This window comes from Brucella grignonensis (assembly GCF_002252505.1).
Lineage (GTDB): Bacteria > Pseudomonadota > Alphaproteobacteria > Rhizobiales > Rhizobiaceae > Brucella > Brucella grignonensis.
Genome location: NZ_NNRL01000151.1, coordinates 165086 through 182858, shown reverse-complemented (window position 1 = coordinate 182858; position 17773 = coordinate 165086). Strand labels below are relative to the sequence as shown.

The window sequence follows — 17773 nt, the reverse complement described above, 5'->3', positions numbered from 1 at the left end:
AATCTATGGAGTTTTTAGAGCGCATCCCGAAAAGTATGAAACGGTTTTCGGACAAAGATGTGCGTTAAAACAAATATTTAGAGCGCCGATCTGATCCAATCAGATCGAAGCGCGCTCTAAAGAAGGCCCGAACCTTTAGGTCCGGGCAGATGTATGTCCATCTTTACGACTGATGATGGATTACCGGCTTTTCCACATCCTTGGTTTTTACAAGCGAGACAATGACGCCTGTGCCAAGGATTGCGAAGGTAATGCCCAGCGACCAGGCAGGCGGGAACTTTTCCCAACCCATCAGATCGGCAATAAACATCTTCGAGCCGATGAAGATCAGCAGGATCGACAGCGCATATTTAAGATAGGCGAAGCGATGCAAGATGGCCGACAGGGCAAAGAACAGCGCTCTGAGACCAAGAATTGCGAAGATATTCGACGTGTAAACGATGAAGGGATCGGTGGTGATGGTGAACACTGCCGGAACAGAGTCGACCGCAAAGATCAGATCGGCAACTTCGATCATGATGAGCGCCAGAAACAACGGCGTTGCGAAACGTACCATCTTGCCGGTCGTGCTGTCTTTCAATCGAACGAAGAAGGCATTGCCGTGCAGCTCATCCGTGACGCGCATATGCTTTCGGGCAAAACGCAGCAGCGGATTGCGGCTCATATCCGGCTCGTCATCTTCACCCGAAAACAGCATCTTGATGCCGGTGATGATGAGGAATACCGCGAAAAGATAGAGAACCCAATGATAGTTCGCGACGATTGTTGCGCCAAGGCCGATCATGATGCCACGCAGAATGATGACGCCAAGAATGCCCCAGAAGAGAACGCGATGCTGGTATTTGCGCGGGATAGCGAAGAAGCTGAAAATCAGCGCGATGACAAAGATATTGTCGAGCGCCAGCGTCTTTTCCACCACGAAGGCCGTAAGATACTGTGCCGTTGCCTCACTGCTCAACTGCCACCAGACGAAGCCGGAAAAAGCCAGTCCGAGTGTAATGTAGAAAGCCGACATTTTCAGGCTTTCAGCGATTTCGATCTCATGGTCTTCCTTGTTGAAGACGCCAAGATCAAGCACCAGCAATGTCAGAACAATGCCGATAAACACCAGCCACATCCAGACCGGTGTTCCCATAAAAAGAGATGTAAAGAGTTCCATATCCGACCTCTGTTCAAAATATCACAAGGTCGGCTGGGAGTTTCCGGGCTGACCTCGAGCGCGCTCGAAGTGGTCCGACATCACGGTTTGAAAAAACCGCCAGAGGGGCCCGGTCCACTTTCCAACAGTTAGTAAGCGAAATTTCAGTTTCAAGCCGGGTTTGGAATTTTTTCGGCGATTGACTGTTGGAAGGGCGAGTGAATCTCGAAAAGGATGAAAGGGGGCTCTGGAAAAGATCGTGTTCAGACAAGGGATGAGAGCATCAACCTCATTCAATCAGATTTGGAGCGCTTTCTGAATGTGCTCTCAAGCACTGTAAGTCACCTTAAGAATCGCCGTCTGCAAGACGCTTGATGCCGGACATATTGATCACTGTGAGCTTTTGACGTCCACCGCGAACGAAGCCTTTTGTCTCCCAGTTGCTGAGAATACGGGAGACGGTGTGAAGGGTTGTTCCGGTCATTTCGGCAATGTCCTGACGGGTGATCGGAAAATCGATACGGATGCCGTCGTCTTCCTTTTTGCCGGCTTGCCGGGCAAGGCGGAGAACAGCATGGGCCACGCGGCGTTCAACTTCCTCGGTCGACATTTCGCGAATGCGGGTGTGGGCTTCTTCAAGCCGCTTGCCGATGGTTTGGATCGCATTCATGGCGAGGCCGGGATTCTGCTCGACGAAATAGTCCCAAAGCTCCGTCGGCCAGGCCAGAACAATGCTTTCAGCAACAGCCATTGCGGTGCCGGGATAGTCTGTGCGTTGCAAAGCCTTGGCAAAGCCGAACAGATCGCCGGGATGAACCATGCGAACAATGATCTGCTGTCCGTCCGGTGTTACCTGATTGACTTTGAGGCGACCGTGAAGCAGCAAAAAGAACAGGACGGCATCGTCGCCCTGTTCGAAAATGGTTTCGCCAGCAATGACACGCCGCGTTGAGGCATAAGATACAAGCTTGTCCAGCTCGTCATCGCTCATTTTAGCGAATAACGATAGTTTTCTGACAAGCCCGCGATCTATCGTCGCCATCACGCATCCCCTGCTGAAAATCCCCGTCGTCGCTTTAGCACAGCAAGAGGAAGCAGGGATAGTCTCAGGGACATAAAATTGGGCATTCAAGCATAAACCATCATATTGAGAATTCTTTCAGCCGTTTCAGAACGACCGCATACCAGCGACCGTCGCGAACCAGACGAAAGCCCAGATTGTCGGGCGGTACACCCACGCTGCAGCCGCCTGTCTTGGGATTGCGGATGAAGGAGCTCATGGCTGCGCGATGTTTGCCATTGACCACGTAGACGCCACAGACAGGCGTCTCGGCAACGATCTTGCCATAGGCGTCGATATTCACACGGCGATGGCAGGTCTGCGTCCATTCCCAAACATTACCGGCAACATCCGCAATACCAAGTTCGTTTTCACCAAATGCCCCCGCAGAACGGACTTCAGGGCTGCGTTCGAGCTTGCGCGCGCTTTGCTGTTCATAATCTTTCAGCCATCTTAGAGCAGGATTGGCCGCATCATCGTCCGCAATGCCAAGAGCAGTATCGGTAAAGCGTGAACCGGCAGCAAAAGCCCATTGCTCGTCGGTTGGCAGGTGCCAGACTTCGCCGGTCTTTTGCGACAGCCAGTTTGCATAGCTTTCCGCGTCATCGTAGCTCACGCCGACAATTGGTGCGTCTGCGCTTAGCCCGTTTCGATTATGCGGCAACGCTTCTGCCGGTTGGCAGCCGCCATCGGCAATGCATTGCTCATAATCGGATGCACTGACTTGATATTTCATGATCTCAAAAGACCGCGTGAGTTTACGCGTCGTCAGCGGTGCATCCACCGGATAGTTGTTTTTCTGAAAGTCGCCATCGGCGCGATAGGTCATGCTGCGTGGAGCGACGATAACGGTCTGTGGGCGCTCAAATTTTGTATCCTGAAATGTGCGGTCCACGCGTCCCGCAGCATTGACCACGAACAGACCCGCGACCACAGCCAGCAAAACGGCAGGCACAGCCACGGCCAAATCGCGCAGGCACTTTTTCTTGTTACCTTTGGTCATTCGGTATCAGGGAGCCGTGTCCTTTTGCAGATACGGCCCCGAGCCTTTCCTCATTCGACAATCACCAAAGAAGTTTTCAGTCCGGGAGAACGCGCCTTCCGCTTGGGGAAGGCGCGATCGCGTTGTTACATGCCTGACGGCGCCAGAACCGATGTCATCAGATCGTCATTCCATTCGCCGGTGACTTTGAAGTGCGCAGCCGCACCCAGTTCAAAGGCTTCGATCAGATTGTGGTTCACATAGGCATAGATGCCGGGTTGCTGGAATGTGTAGAAGGCTGCTGCCGCGGCCCCACCCGGAATGAACCATGTTTCCTGATCAAGATCTGGCGGCGTGTTGAACTTGCCTGTTGCCCAGACATAGTCGCCATGCCCGCCAATAAGATGCGGTCTGGTATCGCGATTGGCCTGCGAGTGAACGATCAGCACCTTCTCGCCAACCTTGGCGGTCATTGCCTTATCGCCGGTCAAGGCACCGACTGCACCGTTAAAGACAACATGTGTCGGTGTCAGGGTCCGCATTACCTTCACTGTGTCTTCATAAGCGTCACCCGGCGTATCGTATTTTTTATACTGACCGGCCTCATCGCGAGGTACATAGAAATCCTGCTCACCGACATAATAGACCTTGTCATAAGAGAGCTTGTTGCCCTTGCCGTCGTGCAGTCCTTCGCGTGGCAACACCATGATCGCCCCGTTCATGCCCGAGACAACGTGCCAGGGAACCATTCCGGGAGGTGCGCAGTGATAGACGAAGACGCCAGGCTTGGTGGCCTTGAAGCGCAGGATCGTCTTTTCACCGGGGTTGATCTCGGTGAGCCCACCGCCACCCAATGCACCGGTCGCCGCATGGAAATCGATGTTGTGCATGAGCGTGTTGGTTTCAAGATTGATGAGTGTCAGCTCAACGTAGTCGTCCTGATGCACCACCATCAGCGGTCCGGGAACCGTGCCATTGAAAGCCATGGCATGAACTTCAGTCCCCGCATCATCGATGACGATCTTCTTTTCTTCGATCACCATCGTAAACTCGATGACCTTCGGCCCACCCTCTGCGACCTGGCTGTGAGCGTGAACGAATGGCGGGTCCACCAGTTCCACTTTCTGCCGGGGAAGCGCTGCAATTTCCGCTGCACTGGCCTTCCGGATCGCACCGCCACCCCAGGCGGATGTTGTCGCAAGCACCGGTGCAAGTGCACCCGCGAGTGCTGCTCCTGCCAGTATCGTGCGGCGGTTGATCTGCATCTGGTCTGCCATCGATTCTCTCCTATACGATAGGACCGAGCGCTCTTTGCTCTGTCGTTGTATGTATAGGAGATCGGGCAGGTCGCTTCCTTGAGCGTAATCAACATAGAACATAAATCGATGAAATAATTATTGTTTATTTACAATATGTTGAGCGTAGTCCACCAAGTTTGCCAGCGCTTGTTTGCGATAGCACAAAGGCCGATTACAGCTTGCTTGTGTTGTCAAAAATAAAACCAGCGATTGAAATTTATCAATCGCTGGTTTTCGTGAAATGGTTGAAACCGATGCTTGTTATAAAGAAAAGCCCGTAAAGCGAGACTGAACTTCCGGGAGCGCCATCTCTGGCATCCAAGGAGGTTCATATGTCAAATCGATATTGGCACGTGAGACACCGTCAACGGCTTCCACACATGTCTGCACGGCTTCAATGAGAAATCCGGCAGCAGGACAGCCCGGTGTCGTCGTGGTCATCTGCACATTGACCGTTCCGTTGTCCACGATCTCAATGTGGTAGATCATGCCCAGATCAACCAGATTAACGCCCAGCTCCGGGTCGAGTATCAGCCGCAGCGCATCGAGTATGGCATATTCGAGTTGGGCATCGTTCTCGCTGTGCATGGATTTGTCCTCACGCTTCACCAACGCGGATCATGATGCGATAGGCGCTGCCCGTTTCATCGAAATTGCCTACCCATTCATGACCGCGCCTTTCAAGCTCCGGAAACAGGAAGAGTGGTTCGCGATGCAGCAGAGCGAACAAGACCTGACCGCCTGTCATACGTTCGAGTTCTGCCAGAATATGAACCATCGGTTCAGGTGGCTGCATGTCCGAGCAATCGAGGTAATGCGAAGGCTCGGGCCAGATATCGGGTGAACTCACATTGTTGGAAAGCTGTATTTCCGGCACTGCTTCTTGCGACGGAGAAAAGAGCGTTTGCCAGTCGCCCTCACCGATAGGCTGCGGCTCTGCAAGGTAGCCTTTGCGTTCCATGACCGCAAAGAGCGGAACCGGCTTGAAGGGTGTTATAAGCAGAAGGCTTTGGCCGGGCAGCAGATTTTCCGCAGCATCCATGATTGCCTGAAACGGCTCCACCCCGCTTTTAAGCAAAGGGCGCACATCCAGCTCACGATGAGCGATTTCCTGAATGGATAATGTCATTTCGACCTCCTAAACACGGGCGTACCGGCATGGATAAGGTTGGGTAGGGTCACGCCTTTAGGCAAGCGTAAACTGGTCGGTACGTCCAGAAGCCGCCGGGCGCGGAAAAAGTGAATGCTCAAAGCCAGAATGGCGATGAGGCTGAGTGCAGATGACAATCTGAAAACGGTTGGATAGTTGAAGATCAGCGCCAATGTGCCAAACCCGACGCTCCCATAATAAAGGACGAACCAGTGGCGGGCATTCTGCTCACGCACCATGTCCTGAACGCGTGGCGTCTGCACGCGGCCCATGACAGGGCCATAGCATTCGAGCCAGGTGAGAAACGGTACGATCTTGTAAAGCTGTGCGAGGCTCAGACCTGACAGCCAGCCGAAAACAAAGAGATAAACGAGGGCGGCGACCATCCGATCGGTCATCCCTGTCCAGAGCATTGTCAGGGCAAACGCCATAGAAATCAGCAATGCAGCAAACGCGGAAATACTGGCAATGCTGTTTAATTCAATCGCCTTGCGTTTGCGTTGCCGGTAGATCGCGCGCACGTCGAGAGCATAAAGAGTAATACAAGCGATCCCCGGAACGAGCGCGACGGATAATGCGATCTCCGGCTGACCGATACCGAAGGCAAAAACTGCGATGCTGAGGCCAAGAATTAGCAATGCAGCAAGACCGAGCCACCATAGAAGCCTGGTTCGTTTCGCGTTGCTGTCTGGCGAAAGCATGAACATGGTAAGCAATCGGTAGCTTACACCCATCGCGGTGAAAGTCATCCAGCCGCCAAGTGCAAGCGCCGCATGGATGGATATGGTCGATCCGGCAATATCAAGGGCCAGCACCTGTTCGGTCACGCCTGAAAGGACGAAAGTATAAAGCCCCCCGAGGCAGGCGACGATCAGCAAGCAGCTGATGCCGACGACAACAAAGCGTGTAGGTAGCGATATAGGTCGTGCTTTCCAGATGGTCACTCCGAGCATCAGAACGATCAGCGAAAAGCCTGTGATCAAAAGCAGTCCAGATATGGGAAGCAGCCAGATCGTATCGTCGAGCAGCCCGGCCATGCCTGCGAAGCCTGAAAGCAGCCCGATCAACCCTGCAAACAGCAGCAGAAGTGCTGGCAGTTGTGCGGAACTTCCCCAAAGAGGTTTTGCAACCAAAACCGGCACAAACTGCAGCAGCGCGCCGCTCATCAGCAATGCCAGCCAGCCGATGGCGATGATATGGACGAGAATGAGAGTTTCCGGTGCCCGAATTCCGTGGAACGGATAGCCAAAGCCGCCTGCCATCAATCCAACCCCAATGATGAGGAAGGTGAGGGAGGCTGCAAAATAGGACAACGTCCAGCGGGAAAGCGCGGCACCGATCATCTCAACCCTCCATGAGGAGCTGGTTAGTGATTACCGCAAGTGCATTCATGGTCTGAACCATGGAGCTTGCGTCGTGCAATTTCGACACGCCAGATAGGACCAGCCTCTTTATAGACCCACGAAAAGTCGCCCGGATTGCGGGCTTCGAGCTGGCGGCGTAAAGGCACCGGATCGTGGTCGTTGACGATTTCCAGTGCGTCGCCCGGCTCCAGCGCATCAATCATAGAAAAGATCGTCGCATGTCGTGTGATGGGCGGAATGGTGCGTACATCGATGACAGGATTTACCGAAACTGGTTCGATTGACATTATAGTTTTCCAAGGCCGTCACTGTCGAAAGATGATGACGACAGCCAACGCCATCATGAGAGCTATTCTAATCTGGATGATGCGGTGCTGCTTTGTTGCATCTCAAACAAGATGACAAATAATGGCTCCCAGGCAAAGCAGCCTTGTTCTGGATCAATTATGATATGTTCGTGCTCCACTATGATGCAGTTCTTGGAAATGTTCACTGAAACACGATTTCTGAGGTGAAACTTGCGGATGATATCAGATCTCTTCGATCATAACCGGCAATGGGCTGCGGAAAGAGAGCGGGAAGACCCTGACTATTTCAGGCGACTGTCTGCCATGCAGCGACCGGAATATCTTTGGATCGGCTGTTCCGATAGCCGTGTACCCGCCAACGTCGTAACGGGTTTGCAGCCGGGCGAAGTTTTCGTCCATCGCAACGTCGCCAACCTCGTTCATCGTGCTGATCTCAATCTGCTTTCCGTGCTTGAATTTGCGGTGGAGACGCTGGAGATCAAACACATCATCGTTTGCGGTCATTACGGTTGCGGTGGTGTGCGCGCAGCCATGGATGGGTATCGTCACGGGATAATCGATCATTGGTTGCAGCCTGTTCGCGATATTGCGCAGGCGTCAGAAACCGAACTCGAGGCCATAACGGAGCCGGAAGAGCGGTTAAACAGACTTTGTGAGCTGACGGTCGTTTCTCAAGTGCAGAGCCTTTCCCGAACCCCCGTTTTGCAATCGGCATGGAAGGAGGGAAAGAGCATTGCTATCCATGGTTGGATTTACGGCCTTAAAGACGGATTGCTGCGTGATCTTGGTTGCAATTGTACCGGCCCCGATGGGCAATTGTCCTGTATGGATGCGGACAGTTACAGCGGTTCCAGTTAAGAAAGAATCGTTGGAACCACTGTAACTGTTTGTTTTTACGCATTATCCGACGCAAAACCGCTTCGCACTTTTGCTGGAAATGCTAAAAGACAATTTGAGCAGTCACTTATCCAAACACTTCCCGTTTTTCCGATTTGGCAGCAAGCAAGGCTTCCAGCATCAGATTTTCAGAGAGGATATGGCGGCGCAAGCTCTCGAGAAAGCCGCTGATCATATAGGTCACGGTATCGGCTGCGAGCGGGCATCGTCCTTCAGACAAGGCTTGCAGGGTTGCTGCAAGCTCTTCGGCGGCAAGCCGGTCGCAGCGGTGTTCAGCCTTCAACCGCTCAATAACGACCGTTGCAAAGCCCGATCCGGCATGATGGTCGAAATCCGGAAACAGCACGGTCTCTTCCAGCAAATGGGCTTCTGAAAGGAGCGCAGGAATTGCTTTGGCGAGTGCCTGATAATCGAATGCTGTCGCGGCACCGGTCGTTACATCCTCCGCGGCTTCTTCGAGCTGCAGGCACAATTTAAGCAAGGCATTGTGGTGTGTTTCCAGCCGACTAATGTCGGCTGCATGAAGAGGGGAGCCAGCGGTCATGTCCGGTTCCACCTATTGGCCAAAGAACAGCACGATGGCGATCACGATGGATGCTGCAACTGCTGAAAGCGTGCCCGCACCCTGCAAGGCCCCCATACGATAAAGAACCAGTGAAAAACCAATGATTGCGGGCGTGGCAACCATGAGTCCGATCTGTGCATCCGTCATTGAAACATTCCTTGCGTTGAAAAGGAACGATGCATCCGCGCACATGATTTTTCTTTGTCACAACGCAAAGAAGATGGGCGATGAGCGGGCTAGGCAGATCCATGCTTGGAACAGAAGACACTGCCTTCGCGGTAACAATTTCAGATGAAGAACCAGCGGACAACCTCCTGCTTTGGATTCTCGTCTGGAGTGAACTCATCACCTTTGCCATTTTGCTGATTGCCTTCATGGTGATGTCGATCATCAATGTGGAAGGCGTTGCGCAATTGCGCGCGTATCTCAGCCCCGGCCTTGCTGCAGCCAACACAGTCGTTCTGCTGATGAGCGGCTGGCAGGCCGCAATCGCTGTGCGACAACGACATGATACAAAGGCGGTAAGACGCCCGCTCCTGGGAGCGGCCTTTTTCGGTCTTGCTTTCGTGGTCGTCAAACTCGTCGAATATTCGCACGAAATCCACTTCGTGGGCGATGAAGCTGTGGGGGCATTTTTCGAACTCTACTTTCTTCTCACCGGCTTTCACCTCATGCACGTTCTGTTCGGATCAATCATTCTGGCGCTGGTCGCATGGCGACCGTCTGCTTCCAATGTTCTGCTGATCACCACTCTCTGGCACGCGATTGATCTCGTCTGGCTGGTGATGTTCCCGGTGCTTTATCTTGCGTGAGGCTATCAAATGACAAGCGACAAATACTCTTCCCTGAACCGCACGCTTCTCATTTTGCTGGCACTTGCACTCAGTGGTGCACTGATTGCCGGTTTCAGCGCCGGGCTGCTCGCAGCAATCGTTGTTGTGTTGATCCTCGCTTTTGCCAAAGGCTGGTTCGTCATCCTCGACTTCATGGAAATGCGCGGAACCGACGGCATATTGAAGCCTGCCTTGCTGGCTTGGCCCGCCGTTCTGCTCACACTGGCGCTGGTGCGTTCTGTCGCAGTACGCTTCCTCCTTTGAAGAACAGGTGTGGTCTTTGCCAAAACGCAAAGACGTCTTTCCCCTGCCCGATAGAAGGATGAAGTCCCGTGATGCTGGCGAGGGGATTGACCAGCCACACTATCGACGGGGGATTTGATGCCGAGGCTCCGCCTTCGGCCAATGAAAGGACGAAGGGGATGGCAGAACGCCTAACCAAGACCGGTGCCCGAAACGTCTTCTACGGCGGTTCAATTTTCTTTTTCGCGATCTTCGTGGGACTGACTGCGCACAGCCACTACTACATGAAAACCACATCCACGGATGAATCGACGCTCACCGAAGGGGTCGCGCGAGGCAAGCACGTCTGGGAGAAAAATTCCTGCATCAACTGCCACACGCTGCTGGGTGAGGGCGCTTACTTCGCTCCTGAACTCGGCAATGTCTGGAAGCGCTGGGGTGGCGAAGAAGACCCGGAAAGCGCACGCGAGACGATGAAAGCCTGGATGCAGGCGCAGCCTACGGGAATTGAGGGGCGTCGTCAGATGCCGCAGTTCAACCTGAGCGAACAGGAACTCAACGATCTGGCTGATTTCCTCGAATGGACAAGCCGCATCAAGACGCAGAATTGGCCGCCCAACGAGGCAGGCTGAGGCGCGGGATGAACGGAGTTTTATGATATGAAATATGAAAGCCAAAAGGTTGCGATGCTCTATTTCTACGGAGCACTCGTGCTGTTCATCGCGCAGGTCGCGTTCGGTGTGCTGGCCGGGACAATCTATGTCCTGCCCAATACGCTCTCCGAGCTTCTGCCCTTCAACATTGTCCGCATGATCCACACCAATGCGCTGGTCGTCTGGCTGCTGATGGGGTTTATGGGTTCGACCTATTATCTTCTGCCTGAAGAAACGGAAACCGAGCTTTACAGCACCAAACTCGCCGTCATCCAGTTCTGGCTGTTCTTCGTGGCGGCCGGTATCGCTGTTGTCGGTTATCTGTTCCACATTCACGAGGGGCGCGAATTTCTCGAACAGCCATTCATCATCAAGGTCGGCATCGTCGTCGTCTGCCTGATCTTCCTGTTCAATATCACGCTGACGGCGCTCAAGGGCCGCAAGACCACCGTGACCAACATCCTTCTGTTCGGTCTGTGGGGCCTTGCCCTGTTCTTCCTGTTCGCCTTCTACAATCCGATCAATCTCGCGCTCGACAAGCTCTATTGGTGGTATGTGATCCATCTCTGGGTTGAAGGCGTGTGGGAACTCATCATGGCGTCGATCCTCGCCTTCCTGATGATCAAGCTGAACGGCATCGACCGCGAAGTCGTCGAAAAATGGCTCTATGTCATCGTCGGTCTGGCCCTGTTCTCGGGCATTCTTGGCACTGGTCATCACTATTACTGGATCGGTGCGCCGGGCTACTGGCAGTGGATCGGTTCGCTGTTCTCGACACTGGAAGTCGCTCCGTTCTTCACCATGGTTATCTTCACTTTCGTGATGACATGGAAGGCCGGGCGCAAACATCCAAACCGTGCAGCCCTTCTCTGGTCCATCGGTTGTTCGGTGATGGCCTTCTTTGGAGCAGGCGTATGGGGCTTCCTGCACACACTGTCGTCGGTCAACTACTACACCCACGGCACGCAGCTTACCGCCGCCCACGGACACCTCGCCTTCTTCGGTGCCTATGTCATGCTCAATCTCGCAGTCATGGCCTATGCGATCCCGGAACTGCGCGGACGGGCGCCATACAATCAGATGCTCTCCATGGTGAGCTTCTGGGCCATGTGCACGGCGATGTCCGTGATGACCTTTGCGCTCACCTTCGCAGGCGTGGTGCAGACCCATCTGCAGCGTGTTCTGGGTGAGAGCTTCATGGTCGTGCAGGACCAGCTGGCGCTGTTCTACTGGATCCGTCTTGGCTCAGGCGTCGTCGTGGTGATCTCGGCCTTCATGTTCATCTGGGCCGTTTTGGTTCCGGGCAAAGAACGCCGCGAAAGCACCTCTGGCTTCGTACAGCCCGCTGAATAATCGACGCAAAAGCCCTGCCGGAAGGTGGGGCTTTTTCACTTAAACAAATAGGAAGACGGCCATGAATAGCGTTCTTAAGAATATTGAAACAATCAATGCATCCATCCCCGCTTACAGCCCTTCGGACAATGAATGCGCCCTGTTTGAACTGGCATGGAAGCGCAAGCTTCCGCTGCTTCTTAAAGGTCCGACCGGCTGCGGTAAGACACGTTTCGTAAGTCACATGGCAGCAAGGCTTGGCCTGCCGCTCTCGACGGTTTCCTGCCATGACGATCTGGCGGCTGCCGATCTGACCGGGCGCTATCTGCTCAAAGGCGGCGATACCATATGGGTCGATGGCCCGCTGACCCGCGCGGTGCGTGAAGGTGGCATCTGCTATCTCGATGAGATTGTCGAAGCGCGCAAGGACGTGGCCGTGGTTCTGCATCCGCTGACTGACGACCGCCGTCTTCTTCCTTTGGAACGCACCGGCGAAATGCTTGAAGCACCGGACCGCTTCATGCTCGTCGTGTCTTACAATCCGGGTTACCAGAATCTGCTGAAATCCCTGAAGCCGAGCACGCGCCAGCGCTTTGTCGCCATTGAGTTCGACTTCCTGCCAAAGGAGCAGGAAATCGCGGTGGTGAGTGAAGAAAGTGGCCTTGCGGCTCAAAAGGTTGCGCCACTGGTAGCACTTGCCCATCGTCTGCGTGGTCTTAAGGGGCACGATCTGGAAGAAGGTGTTTCAACACGTCTGCTGGTTTATTGCGCTACGCTGATCGACGCCGGCATGTCGCAACGCGAAGCCGCACGTGCCGCGATGATCGAGCCACTGACCGATGAGCCGGACGTGAAAGCCGCCTTGCTTGAAGTTGCCGATGCAATGCTGAAATAGGCGGGTGCACAATGCTGGATTTTCTGGAACTTGAGGAAACCGTTGGCCGGGCCTGGCACCGCCTGATCGGCAAGACCGGATCATGGCCGCATTATCCCGATCAGGCCGTGAAGCTTGCCGATATTCGTCAGCGACTTGCGATTTGCTTCCGCGGTTTTGGTGGTGATGTTGCGGTGCAGATTGCCCCAGCCCGTGCCCGTACGTCCGGGCACAGGCTGGGCTTGCGGCAGCGTATGGCTCTGGGCGAAGAAAAACTGAACCACCCCTTGCGCGATGAAGCAACATTGATGCTACCGCCCGAGATTGCGCTCTTTCCCGATCGCATGCTCAATTACGATCTCTATGTCTGGCTCGCGGGCTATATGGCGACTATGCCGACTGATCTGGAAACAATGCCCGATGATCCGTTACGCCGCGATCTTGCTGCTCTCGATATGGCAGCGGAAACGGCGGCAAAAGCCTGCGAATTGTTTCCGGGGCTGGAAGATCGCTATGCGCGGCTTTGTGATGCGATCCTGGACGCACGACCGAATAGACGGCTCAATCAGTTGGAGCAATTGATCGAAGAGCGTATTCTCTCAATGCTGAAAGATGGTGCGGGTCTGGCGGATTTCAGTCTTCCAGCCATTTTCCCGCATCGTGCTCCCGCGGGCTATCTGCCAATCCTTCCCGTTCCGCTTTGGCCGGGGCTTATCCGGCGCGATGAAACAGCATCCCGCGCAGCGGAAGACGAACCGGTCCGCAACTCTCAGGCTGAAGGTGCTGAAACCGGTCGCCAGATAGCGCAGCGCGAGAAGCAGGATACACGACTTACCGATAGAAGCCCGTTCATTCTCAACCGTTTCGAGAAAATTCTCGCTATGGCAGAAATGGTCAGTGTTGACCGACCTTCGGATGACAGTGACGAGCAGAATGCAAAATCCGCCGATGAGCTTGATGATCTGACATTGGGCGAACGCAGAGGCAGACCTGCGGCCCGTTTCCGTTTCGATCTCGATCTACCGCCAGAAGCGGTTGATCGCAGCCTGCTGACTGCCAAGCTTACCTATCCGGAATGGGATTATCGCAGGGCGACCTATTTGCAAGATCATTGTAGTGTTCTGGCAGCGCCGGTGCAGGAGCGTGAAGACGCGCTGGAACTGGATGACGAAGCGCAAAGCCTTGTGCGTCGGGTGCGCCGCCAGTTTGAAATCCTGCGGCCGGGCCGCGAATTGATGCGTGCGCAGCTTGATGGCAATGATCTTGATCTCGATGCGGTGGTCCGTTCTCGATGCGATTTTGCGGCCGGAGGTCAGGGCAGCGAGCGGGTGCATCTGATGAGCCGCCCGCAGGCCAATGATCTGGCCGTGACCATTCTGGTCGATGTCTCGCTGTCCACCGATGCGTGGATCGATAATCGGCGCGTGCTGGATGTGGAGAAAGAGGCGCTTCTGGTTCTGGCCAACGGCATTGCTGCCTGTGGCGACCGCTGTTCGATCCTGACTTTCACGTCGCGGCGACGCTCCTGGGTGCGGGTTGAAACTGTGAAGGATTTCGATGAGGCTTTCAGCCCAACGGTTGAGCATCGCATTGCAGCGCTGAAGCCGGGCTTTTATACCCGTATGGGTGCTGCCATGCGCCATGCAACGGCAAAACTCAGCGAACAGCACAACCGAAAAAAGCTTCTGCTGCTTTTAACCGATGGCAAACCGAATGATGTTGATCATTATGAGGGGCGCTTTGCACTGGAAGATACACGCCGGGCTGTGAGTGAAGCGCGCGCCAAGGGCGTCAATGTCTTTGCCGTGACGGTTGACCGCGAGGCCAATGCTTATCTGCCTGCACTTTTCGGACATGGTGGCTTTGCAATGGTTGCAAAACTTGCGAAATTGCCAGTTGCTTTGCCCGCGATCTATCGAATGCTCGCGGGCTAATTGCAGCAAAATCACGATGCCGGAAGCTTCCGGCATCGATCATTGTGGCCAATGAGAAATGAGCAAATGACTACACAGCCTATCCTCGCAGCAGTTCTTGCCGAGAAAGACGCACCCGTTGATCTGCTTTTGGCAGAAGTTGTTGCGCAGAGTGAGGCTTGCGGATTGAAGGTCGCGGGGTTCTTGCAGCGCCGCAGCTCTGATGCAGACGATTGCTGCCGTGAAATTATCATCGAACGGATCGGCGACGGAGTCCGACAGGTTATCTCGCAGCCGCTCGGTTCAGGATCGCGCGGCTGCCGCCTTGATCCCGCAGCACTTGCAGATGTCGCTGGTTCTTTGCTTGCCGAGATCGATGCAGGCGTCGATTTACTGATCCTCAATCGCTTCGGCAAAAGTGAAGCCGAAGGTCACGGCTTTCGTGCGGTCATTGAAGCTGCTTATTCAAAGCAGATTCCGGTGCTGACCGTTTTGCGTGATGCTTATGTAGGCGATTGGCACGACTTTGCGGGCGATTGCGGTGTGTTGCTGTCACCCGACAAGGCGGCTCTTGCAGCGTGGCTGGAAAGCGCCGTCTCGCTCAAAGTTCTGTCAGCTGCCAGCTAACTTTCCTCAATTATGCATGATGGACGCGGTTTTGTGTCGGCTGACCCAGGCTGCACCAATGCCGCCATGCAGAAAGCCGTTGGAAAGCGGAACGGCTGGATAGATCGCCTGCAATCGGGCAAGGCCTTCTTCAGTATCGATACGTTCCTGCAGCACATCGTCATGCACTTTTGCGACCGCAACCATATCGCAATCCTGCGGCGACAGCCTGAACCGGGCAACGCCTGCGGCTTTCAAGTCAGGCATGTCTTCAATCAGTGCCTGACACGTATGCGACAGTGTCTGCACCCCATTCAGGGCAAGGAACGACTGGCTATCGAGTGTCTTGACTGGCAAACCGTCCGGCTCTTCGGCACAAACAAACTGACAATTGTCTTTGATGTGTCCTTTAGAGCGCGCATGGGCGCAACGCGCTGAAATTGCGAGTGGTACCCGGCCGAAAGTGAAGATTTCGAAGGCAACATCTGGCGCTCCCTTGATGATTTCCCGGATTGAAGCCAACGGAAGTTCCGGTGGCAGGCAGATGGATTGTGCGCCGCGCTGAGCCAGGACCTTGGCGGTGGCAGCGTTGTAAACATTGACCAGTGGACCAACCATGTGCGGCTTGCCAGACAACAGGCCCAATGCGGAGAGATCGTTGGCTTCGACCGGAAAAAGCGATTGTTCAACGGTCTGCCGGACATGCTTTGCTTCGCGTTCTAGCATGACGAGTGCAAGCGAGCCGAGACTGATTGTCTTGCCTGCCTGTTCCAGGCGCTCGATCACATCTGCCATATAGGGATCGATGAAATGGAATCGTTTGGAGCAGACGATTTCACCGAGCGTGACGTGATCGACCGGCGCTTCATCGGCAATGCGGAAATAGAAATCGCGCCATTTCGGACCGTCCCAGAGAAAGAGAACAGGCCCGAGGCTAAGGCTGGGATTACAGCTTGAAACTGACATGGCTATCTCCAGCGTTTTTCATAGGCGCCCGATGTGGTCTGCTGACCTTCACTCAATGCGCGCAGTCGTGAAAGCAGAGCGGCCCGTTTTTCGGGCCCGGCTGCAAGTGTTTGGCGGAGTGTTGAAACCACTTCCGCGACATAGGCTTTGCCGCGCTGTCGCCCCTCGATTTTCAAGGCTGAAACACCAGCTGCACGAAGTTCGTCAATGTGGTTCATCACATCAAGAGACACCGGGTCTTCAAAGGCGTAGCCTTCTTCATCACCGATATTGAAGCGCCCTTTGCAAAGGGTCGGATAGCCTGCGGCTTCGCCTGCCGGAAAACGGTTGATGGTGTAATCGCCGAGTTCCGAAACGAGCTCGGAACCTTCGTTCCGATACCGCACATGGCTTGCAGGCGAGCAGACACCATTCATATTGGGTGAGCGTCCGGTGGCATAGGACGAAAGGGAGCAGCGCCCTTCGGCCATGACGCACAAGCCACCAAAGACGAAGACTTCCATTTCGCAGGCAATCTTGCGTCCGAGCTTCGCGATATCGGGGATCGTCAGCACGCGCGGCAGTACCACGCGCTTTGCCTTGAAGGCATCAATCAGAAAGCTGATCGCATCGGCATTGGAGGCAGATGCCTGCACTGAAACATGCAGCCGCTGTTGTGGATGCCGTTCAGCTGTGTAGGCCATCAGGCCAAAATCGGCGAGGATCACGGCATCGGCACCCAATGCCGAGGCATCGTCAACGGCCTTGTACCAGAGTTGCTCATCGCCTGCGCGCATGAAGGTGTTGATGGCGACGAAGACCTGCGTGCGACGCGCATGGGCGAAACTAATCGCCTCCCGCAACTCCCCGCGGCTGAAGTTGAGACCCGGAAAATTGCGTGCGTTGGTTTCATCGCGGAAGCCGCAATAAACTGCATCCGCTCCGGCTTGCACAGCTTCGCGAAATGCGGAGGGTGTTCCGGCAGGACAGATCAATTCCATGAGCGCGCGCCCTCTTTTGTGTCGGTGGCGAGCGCTTTGTCGCGAACAAAGCTTGCGATGGTTCGCACCACCGGTGCGAAAGGCCCCGCACCTTTCCCAAGGTCCGCTGGCAGATCCACATTGCAATCGTCCAGCGCATTGCGCAGGGCAAGCATGGCTTCCATGTCGCCAGTTACCGTGATGTCGCGCGAAAAGAACAAGGCATCGCCATCAAGCTTGCCTTCCAGAAGGGCAAGCAACATCACGAGCGGGCCTTCGATAGCGGCATCGGTCACAAGTTCTGCGCTGCTGCGCAGTACCGAAATGCGCGGGGCTCCTGGTTCAACCAGAAAAGCGAAGGGCAAATCTGATGGTTTGAACCCAAATCGCTTGTTGACGTGCTCCCCCAACCGTTCAAACAGGCCCGGATGGGCGCGGATAACCTGAAAGAAAACGCGAGAAACAAGCGGGCTGAGGAGAAATGGCGGAACAAACCGAACCGGGGCAACCACGGCGGGCGGGATTTTCATCATGATTTTGCTCCAGACACTTCTATGTGCACCTGCTCTACGACGTCTTCATAAGGACTAGGCGATTCAAGCCTTTAAGAATTTGATTTGGATCAAAGACGG

At 54.6% G+C, this 17773-nt stretch carries 21 protein-coding genes; 8 read left to right on the top strand and 13 right to left on the bottom strand.

Features of this window, described 5'->3' with window-relative positions; translation table 11 throughout:
• Positions 1-163: 163 nt before the first annotated feature.
• The 8 genes from CEV33_RS05490 to CEV33_RS05455 all read right to left on the bottom strand — a co-directional run bounded on the left by CEV33_RS05490 (position 164) and on the right by CEV33_RS05455 (position 7279).
• Entirely contained in the window at positions 164-1159 is a 996-nt protein-coding gene (locus CEV33_RS05490) for a TerC family protein (protein ID WP_094539482.1), read from the bottom strand.
• A gap of 325 nt (positions 1160-1484) precedes the next feature.
• Complete coding sequence (locus tag CEV33_RS05485; protein WP_094539481.1) at positions 1485-2180, bottom strand: Crp/Fnr family transcriptional regulator; 696 nt, start codon at positions 2178-2180, stop codon at positions 1485-1487.
• A 100-nt stretch (positions 2181-2280) separates the two neighbouring features.
• Entirely contained in the window at positions 2281-3201 is a 921-nt protein-coding gene (locus CEV33_RS05480) for an SUMF1/EgtB/PvdO family nonheme iron enzyme (protein ID WP_094539480.1), read from the bottom strand.
• A gap of 125 nt (positions 3202-3326) precedes the next feature.
• Entirely contained in the window at positions 3327-4457 is a 1131-nt protein-coding gene (gene nirK, locus CEV33_RS05475; protein WP_094539479.1) for a copper-containing nitrite reductase, read from the bottom strand.
• Between the two features lie 282 nt (positions 4458-4739).
• Positions 4740-5066 carry a metal-sulfur cluster assembly factor gene (locus CEV33_RS05470; protein WP_094539478.1) on the bottom strand — a complete coding sequence of 109 codons (327 nt, stop codon included), beginning with the start codon at positions 5064-5066 and terminating at the stop codon, positions 4740-4742.
• 10 nt (positions 5067-5076) lie between these two features.
• Positions 5077-5607 carry a DUF2249 domain-containing protein gene (locus CEV33_RS05465; RefSeq protein ID WP_094539477.1) on the bottom strand — a complete coding sequence of 177 codons (531 nt, stop codon included), beginning with the start codon at positions 5605-5607 and terminating at the stop codon, positions 5077-5079.
• Entirely contained in the window at positions 5604-6971 is a 1368-nt protein-coding gene (locus CEV33_RS05460; RefSeq protein ID WP_094539476.1) for a hypothetical protein, read from the bottom strand. Before CEV33_RS05460 ends, CEV33_RS05465 begins: the two co-directional genes overlap by 4 nt.
• Before the next feature lie 23 nt (positions 6972-6994).
• Positions 6995-7279: a DUF2249 domain-containing protein gene (locus tag CEV33_RS05455; protein WP_094539475.1), complete on the bottom strand. Its 285-nt coding sequence runs from the start codon at positions 7277-7279 to the stop codon at positions 6995-6997.
• A 237-nt stretch (positions 7280-7516) separates the two neighbouring features.
• On the opposite strand from CEV33_RS05455, the gene can reads away from it, so the two are divergent.
• Positions 7517-8158: a carbonate dehydratase gene (gene can, locus CEV33_RS05450; protein WP_094539474.1), complete on the top strand. Its 642-nt coding sequence runs from the start codon at positions 7517-7519 to the stop codon at positions 8156-8158.
• 106 nt (positions 8159-8264) lie between these two features.
• On the opposite strand, the gene CEV33_RS05445 is transcribed toward can, so the two are convergent.
• Complete coding sequence (locus tag CEV33_RS05445; RefSeq protein WP_094539473.1) at positions 8265-8741, bottom strand: hemerythrin domain-containing protein; 477 nt, start codon at positions 8739-8741, stop codon at positions 8265-8267.
• Positions 8742-8753: 12 nt separating this feature from the next.
• Entirely contained in the window at positions 8754-8909 is a 156-nt protein-coding gene (locus CEV33_RS23965) for a hypothetical protein (RefSeq protein WP_007877560.1), read from the bottom strand.
• Positions 8910-9010: 101 nt separating this feature from the next.
• On the opposite strand from CEV33_RS23965, the gene CEV33_RS05435 reads away from it, so the two are divergent.
• The 7 genes from CEV33_RS05435 (at position 9011) to CEV33_RS05405 (ending at position 15237) form a co-directional block, all read left to right on the top strand.
• On the top strand, positions 9011-9574 hold the full coding sequence (locus tag CEV33_RS05435; protein WP_094539472.1) for a cytochrome c oxidase subunit 3: 564 nt from the start codon (positions 9011-9013) through the stop codon (positions 9572-9574).
• A 9-nt stretch (positions 9575-9583) separates the two neighbouring features.
• The gene (locus CEV33_RS05430) at positions 9584-9859 is read left to right on the top strand and encodes a cytochrome C oxidase subunit IV family protein (protein ID WP_094539471.1); all 276 of its coding nucleotides are present in this window, start codon (positions 9584-9586) and stop codon (positions 9857-9859) included.
• Positions 9860-10017: 158 nt separating this feature from the next.
• Complete coding sequence (locus CEV33_RS05425; RefSeq protein ID WP_094539470.1) at positions 10018-10470, top strand: c-type cytochrome; 453 nt, start codon at positions 10018-10020, stop codon at positions 10468-10470.
• A 27-nt stretch (positions 10471-10497) separates the two neighbouring features.
• Positions 10498-11844: a nitric-oxide reductase large subunit gene (locus CEV33_RS05420; protein WP_094539469.1), complete on the top strand. Its 1347-nt coding sequence runs from the start codon at positions 10498-10500 to the stop codon at positions 11842-11844.
• A gap of 61 nt (positions 11845-11905) precedes the next feature.
• Positions 11906-12718, top strand: coding sequence for a CbbQ/NirQ/NorQ/GpvN family protein (locus CEV33_RS05415; RefSeq protein ID WP_094539468.1), 813 nt, complete (start codon positions 11906-11908; stop codon positions 12716-12718).
• Positions 12719-12729: 11 nt separating this feature from the next.
• Entirely contained in the window at positions 12730-14631 is a 1902-nt protein-coding gene (locus CEV33_RS05410) for a nitric oxide reductase activation protein NorD (protein ID WP_094539467.1), read from the top strand.
• A gap of 66 nt (positions 14632-14697) precedes the next feature.
• Complete coding sequence (locus CEV33_RS05405) at positions 14698-15237, top strand: DUF2478 domain-containing protein (RefSeq protein WP_094539466.1); 540 nt, start codon at positions 14698-14700, stop codon at positions 15235-15237.
• Between the two features lie 6 nt (positions 15238-15243).
• Here CEV33_RS05405 and CEV33_RS05400 read toward each other — a convergent pair whose 3' ends face one another.
• The 3 genes from CEV33_RS05400 to ubiT are packed head-to-tail and all read right to left on the bottom strand — an operon-like array spanning position 15244 to position 17674.
• Positions 15244-16182, bottom strand: coding sequence for a U32 family peptidase (locus CEV33_RS05400; RefSeq protein ID WP_094539465.1), 939 nt, complete (start codon positions 16180-16182; stop codon positions 15244-15246).
• A 2-nt stretch (positions 16183-16184) separates the two neighbouring features.
• On the bottom strand, positions 16185-17162 hold the full coding sequence (gene ubiU / locus CEV33_RS05395) for a ubiquinone anaerobic biosynthesis protein UbiU (RefSeq protein WP_094539464.1): 978 nt from the start codon (positions 17160-17162) through the stop codon (positions 16185-16187).
• Positions 17153-17674: a ubiquinone anaerobic biosynthesis accessory factor UbiT gene (ubiT, locus tag CEV33_RS05390; protein WP_094539463.1), complete on the bottom strand. Its 522-nt coding sequence runs from the start codon at positions 17672-17674 to the stop codon at positions 17153-17155. The genes ubiU and ubiT overlap by 10 nt, the downstream gene beginning before the upstream one ends.
• Positions 17675-17773 lie beyond the last annotated feature (99 nt).

What these genes read in the sequence shown, in the direction of transcription:
- CEV33_RS05400 (WP_094539465.1), bottom strand. Translation starts at nt 16,182, where the DNA reads ATGTCAGTTTCAAGCTGTAATCCCAGCCTTAGCCTCGGGCCTGTTCTC.
- CEV33_RS05480 (WP_094539480.1), bottom strand. Translation starts at nt 3,201, where the DNA reads ATGACCAAAGGTAACAAGAAAAAGTGCCTGCGCGATTTGGCCGTGGCT.
- CEV33_RS05490 (WP_094539482.1), bottom strand. Translation starts at nt 1,159, where the DNA reads ATGGAACTCTTTACATCTCTTTTTATGGGAACACCGGTCTGGATGTGG.
- CEV33_RS05460 (WP_094539476.1), bottom strand. Translation starts at nt 6,971, where the DNA reads ATGATCGGTGCCGCGCTTTCCCGCTGGACGTTGTCCTATTTTGCAGCC.
- can (WP_094539474.1), top strand. Translation starts at nt 7,517, where the DNA reads ATGATATCAGATCTCTTCGATCATAACCGGCAATGGGCTGCGGAAAGA.
- CEV33_RS05415 (WP_094539468.1), top strand. Translation starts at nt 11,906, where the DNA reads ATGAATAGCGTTCTTAAGAATATTGAAACAATCAATGCATCCATCCCC.
- CEV33_RS05420 (WP_094539469.1), top strand. Translation starts at nt 10,498, where the DNA reads ATGAAATATGAAAGCCAAAAGGTTGCGATGCTCTATTTCTACGGAGCA.
- CEV33_RS05435 (WP_094539472.1), top strand. Translation starts at nt 9,011, where the DNA reads ATGCTTGGAACAGAAGACACTGCCTTCGCGGTAACAATTTCAGATGAA.
- CEV33_RS05430 (WP_094539471.1), top strand. Translation starts at nt 9,584, where the DNA reads ATGACAAGCGACAAATACTCTTCCCTGAACCGCACGCTTCTCATTTTG.
- CEV33_RS05425 (WP_094539470.1), top strand. Translation starts at nt 10,018, where the DNA reads ATGGCAGAACGCCTAACCAAGACCGGTGCCCGAAACGTCTTCTACGGC.
- CEV33_RS05465 (WP_094539477.1), bottom strand. Translation starts at nt 5,607, where the DNA reads ATGACATTATCCATTCAGGAAATCGCTCATCGTGAGCTGGATGTGCGC.
- nirK (WP_094539479.1), bottom strand. Translation starts at nt 4,457, where the DNA reads ATGGCAGACCAGATGCAGATCAACCGCCGCACGATACTGGCAGGAGCA.
- CEV33_RS05410 (WP_094539467.1), top strand. Translation starts at nt 12,730, where the DNA reads ATGCTGGATTTTCTGGAACTTGAGGAAACCGTTGGCCGGGCCTGGCAC.
- ubiT (WP_094539463.1), bottom strand. Translation starts at nt 17,674, where the DNA reads ATGATGAAAATCCCGCCCGCCGTGGTTGCCCCGGTTCGGTTTGTTCCG.
- CEV33_RS05455 (WP_094539475.1), bottom strand. Translation starts at nt 7,279, where the DNA reads ATGTCAATCGAACCAGTTTCGGTAAATCCTGTCATCGATGTACGCACC.
- ubiU (WP_094539464.1), bottom strand. Translation starts at nt 17,162, where the DNA reads ATGGAATTGATCTGTCCTGCCGGAACACCCTCCGCATTTCGCGAAGCT.
- CEV33_RS05405 (WP_094539466.1), top strand. Translation starts at nt 14,698, where the DNA reads ATGACTACACAGCCTATCCTCGCAGCAGTTCTTGCCGAGAAAGACGCA.
- CEV33_RS05470 (WP_094539478.1), bottom strand. Translation starts at nt 5,066, where the DNA reads ATGCACAGCGAGAACGATGCCCAACTCGAATATGCCATACTCGATGCG.
- CEV33_RS05485 (WP_094539481.1), bottom strand. Translation starts at nt 2,180, where the DNA reads ATGGCGACGATAGATCGCGGGCTTGTCAGAAAACTATCGTTATTCGCT.
- CEV33_RS05445 (WP_094539473.1), bottom strand. Translation starts at nt 8,741, where the DNA reads ATGACCGCTGGCTCCCCTCTTCATGCAGCCGACATTAGTCGGCTGGAA.
- CEV33_RS23965 (WP_007877560.1), bottom strand. Translation starts at nt 8,909, where the DNA reads ATGACGGATGCACAGATCGGACTCATGGTTGCCACGCCCGCAATCATT.